The sequence below is a fragment of the Neorhizobium populisoli genome (assembly GCF_019430945.1).
GTDB classification, from domain to species: domain Bacteria; phylum Pseudomonadota; class Alphaproteobacteria; order Rhizobiales; family Rhizobiaceae; genus Neorhizobium; species Neorhizobium populisoli.
This window is the reverse complement of sequence record NZ_JAHYCB010000048.1, coordinates 1-3,005: the sequence shown is the minus strand read 5'-3', so window position 1 is coordinate 3,005 and position 3,005 is coordinate 1. Positions and strand designations below refer to the sequence as shown.

4 protein-coding genes are annotated in these 3,005 nt (G+C 55.3%); 3 read left to right on the top strand and 1 reads right to left on the bottom strand.

The genetic code is table 11. The features are described 5' to 3' along the window. A partial coding sequence (locus tag KX729_RS33345) for a transposase (RefSeq protein WP_219746702.1) occupies positions 1 to 845 on the top strand: 845 nt, incomplete at its 5' end. 88 nt (positions 846 to 933) lie between these two features. Here KX729_RS33345 and KX729_RS33340 read toward each other — a convergent pair. Continuing rightward, positions 934 to 1,374, bottom strand: a complete 441-nt coding sequence (locus KX729_RS33340) for a hypothetical protein (RefSeq protein WP_219746701.1) — start codon at positions 1,372 to 1,374, stop codon at positions 934 to 936. Between the two features lie 226 nt (positions 1,375 to 1,600). Here KX729_RS33340 and KX729_RS33335 point away from each other — a divergent pair, with 226 nt between their 5' ends. Both KX729_RS33335 and KX729_RS33330 read left to right on the top strand, forming a co-directional pair. Then, positions 1,601 to 2,299 (top strand): hypothetical protein, encoded by a 699-nt coding sequence (locus KX729_RS33335; RefSeq protein ID WP_219746700.1) that lies wholly within the window; start codon positions 1,601 to 1,603, stop codon positions 2,297 to 2,299. A 130-nt stretch (positions 2,300 to 2,429) separates the two neighbouring features. Beyond that, the gene (locus KX729_RS33330) at positions 2,430 to 2,756 is read left to right on the top strand and encodes a hypothetical protein (protein ID WP_219746699.1); all 327 of its coding nucleotides are present in this window, start codon (positions 2,430 to 2,432) and stop codon (positions 2,754 to 2,756) included. Positions 2,757 to 3,005: the final 249 nt, after the last annotated feature.

Below are 3,005 nucleotides of genomic sequence, written 5' to 3'. Positions count from 1 at the left end.
AATATCTCGACACGCTCGATGACGCGGCATGGGGTGCGGCCAGCGAAGCAAAACCGAAGTTCGTATCGAGGTCGGACCCGGCGGCGCAGTGGACCGGAGCAATGAAAGGCCATGCCTTCTTCGCATACGCTACCAACTATCTGATTGATCTGGATAATGCCGTCATCGTTGATGTCGAAGCGAGCCGCGCGATCCGGCAGGCCGAAGTCGGCGCGGCACGCACCATGATTGAGCGCACTCAGGAAAGCTTCGGCCTCTATCCGGAGCGGTTGGCCGCCGACAGTGCCTATGGTTCGGCAGAGATGCTGGGCTGGCTGGTGCACGAGCGCGGAATAGAGCCGCATATCCCAGTCTTCGACAAATCCGAACGGCGTGACGGCACATTCGAGCGTGCCGACTTTACCTACGACCACAAGCACGATCTCTATACCTGCCCTGGCGGCAAGGAGTTACGCTCGCGGCAAATCACCTACAAGAATGAGCGTCCTCTCGTGGATGAAGATGGCATGGTACGCTGTCGGGCCAGCAAACTCGACTGCGATGCCTGCGCCCTGAAACCAAGATGCTGCCCGAACGCTCCCGCGCGCAAGATACCACGCTCTATCCATGAGGGCGCTCGCGATATGGCGCGTGATATAGCCAAGACCGAAGCCTATGTTACGTCGAGGCATCAGAGGAAAAAGGTCGAGATGCTTTTTGCCCACCTCAAACGCATCCTCAGACTGGATCGTCTGCGATTACGAGGGCCGAACGGAGCGCGTGATGAGTTCCACCTCGCAGCCGCAGCCCAAAACCTCCGGAAGCTCGCAAAGCTGATCCCGCCACCAATGCCAAAACCGGCGTAACGGGAAATACATCTCGACACGCCCCGACAACGGAAGCCTCCGAGCAAGATCAGCACGCGCTTTTTTCAACGGTATCGGCCCGAAGCGGTCATTCAGCGTCATTTGGCTGTTGTAGGTTCGGACGCCGCACTGCCCATGCGGTCAACATAGCAATAAGCCAGAGGCCGAATATAATGCCGTACCAGCTGGGAGCGGCCTGGCTGAGATATGCCACCACCCAAAGACCGATAACAGCAGCGGTTCCGACAGCCGCCGCGATCAGTCTTTCCTTCCTGGTAGGCTCTGGCCGAGGCTGTAAATCAAAGGTATTGGAGATCCACTCCGCCACCCACACTCCAAACCGCTTAGCCAGTTCATCGCGTTTTCTAGGTTTACTCCCACTGAAGCGCTCTATCATGTAAGCGAACAAGAGCGCGAATGGAACAACATAAACGACCCCCACAGGTATGCCTGTGAAGACTAACAACGCGGGGATGACAAATATTGAAAGGACAATCAGTAAGGTCAAGCCCAAAAAGAAGCGGATCATCAAGCTGCCCCAATCAAGCAAGGTTCGTCCAATCTTGACCCGGTCTTCGCCGCAAGTCCATCGACCGAACTGATCGTGGTTGATTGGAGCTTACCTGGCATGGCCATCGCATCAGCATCAACTTTAATGACCGCTGTTGGCGCATCAGCGACATGACGGCAGTCAGCCCGAAGCGGACGAAAAACTGTTAGTGCCCCTATCGTGCCGCTTTAAATAAAAGCTATGAATGAAGAAGTGCTTGTTGAACTTGATGCGATTTCTGATGTGGCCATTTGAGAACAGAAAAGATTACCTGATCCTCGAAGCAGGCGAGGTGCCTTCCCCTGAGGATCAAAGAAGCGGCTTTGGACAGCGGCACGGTTCGGCAATTCTTCACCATGGGGGAAAACCGTATGCCGCCGAGAACGTCAGGCTCTCTGACGGAACCCTTGGATGTGCTTGGATTACCGGAGCTTCTGGAAGCCCCCCTTGGCGGCGGCCGGTCGACAATGTGGACCATGCGTGGCAGCGGGACAGTGCTGCATTTCCCGTCCGGTGGAGCTGGGGTCGGCTGCTGATCGAGCCTGATGAGATTACCTTCAAAGACGATCCGTCGGCGCTGAATTACAGTTTCACGGCGGAACAGGAACCTTTTTATCACGAACTCCTATCGAACCAAAACATACGAAAGCTGGTACTTGAAATTGAGGGTTGCGTTGCTCTTTGGGTTGCGATGACCAATAGCTATTGCGCCCGAGGACCTAATAGGGACGATGTTTACTGGTCCCCAAACGATGTGGGCGACTTGGTTGCTGCAATCCGAGGGCTGGGAGAGGTTAGCTCGGACATACAAAGCCTGCGGTCGCTCCTGGAACCGCTTCATTATGCTGCCAAACTCCAGCGTGTGCAGGGCTTCCTCCTCGATATGGGTTGGCGATGGGTTTGAGAATCGGTGCTGGTTCGCTTTCCGCCCGAAGCGGACTTCGTGCAAACAGGGTAACACGCATTTTCACGTAGAGATTAAGAAGTTGCAGAACAAGCTCCGCTATCCTCCGAGCGAAAATGCGGAGAGGGTAATGAGACGGTTTTCTTTTACTGTGCTGGTTGCTCTGGCGGTCGCGGCAATTGGGATAGGCGCGAGACAGTATGTTCAAGCGTTGGGGCCCTATGGGCTTATCGCCGTGATGTGGGCAACCCTCACGATCTTCATGATGATCTGGCGTCAGCTTTCGGTCTTAGCGTTTGTTTCGAGCATCGCTATCTCCAGCGCGATCTGTTTGCCTATCGCAGCATTCCTGATCAACCAATGGCTAGGTTTTGGAGTAGGTGCGGTATTTTTCTATCTAGCCTCTAAATGGGCTGGAAAACTGAAAGATCGACCGTCACCAGACGCTGGCCAATGACCGCTGTTGGCGGCGCAAAGCGGCCGAGCGCGAGTTCTGGGTGCGGGGTCCGCTTTCGGCGGATACCGTTGAAAAAGGCGGTGTTGCTGTCAGTGCGAAGTTCTGATTCACTCCTTCTAGGGATTTAGGAGGATGTGCCGATGATGGGCGAGCGGACGGTGGCGCAGGAAGCGCTGTTTTACGGGTTCAGCATCGAGCGTCATGTCCCGGCAAACCATCTTCTGCGGTCTATCGACCGCTTCGTTGATC

What these genes read in the sequence shown, in the direction of transcription:
- KX729_RS33340 (WP_219746701.1), bottom strand. Translation starts at nt 1,374, where the DNA reads ATGATCCGCTTCTTTTTGGGCTTGACCTTACTGATTGTCCTTTCAATA.
- KX729_RS33330 (WP_219746699.1), top strand. Translation starts at nt 2,430, where the DNA reads ATGAGACGGTTTTCTTTTACTGTGCTGGTTGCTCTGGCGGTCGCGGCA.
- KX729_RS33335 (WP_219746700.1), top strand. Translation starts at nt 1,601, where the DNA reads ATGAAGAAGTGCTTGTTGAACTTGATGCGATTTCTGATGTGGCCATTT.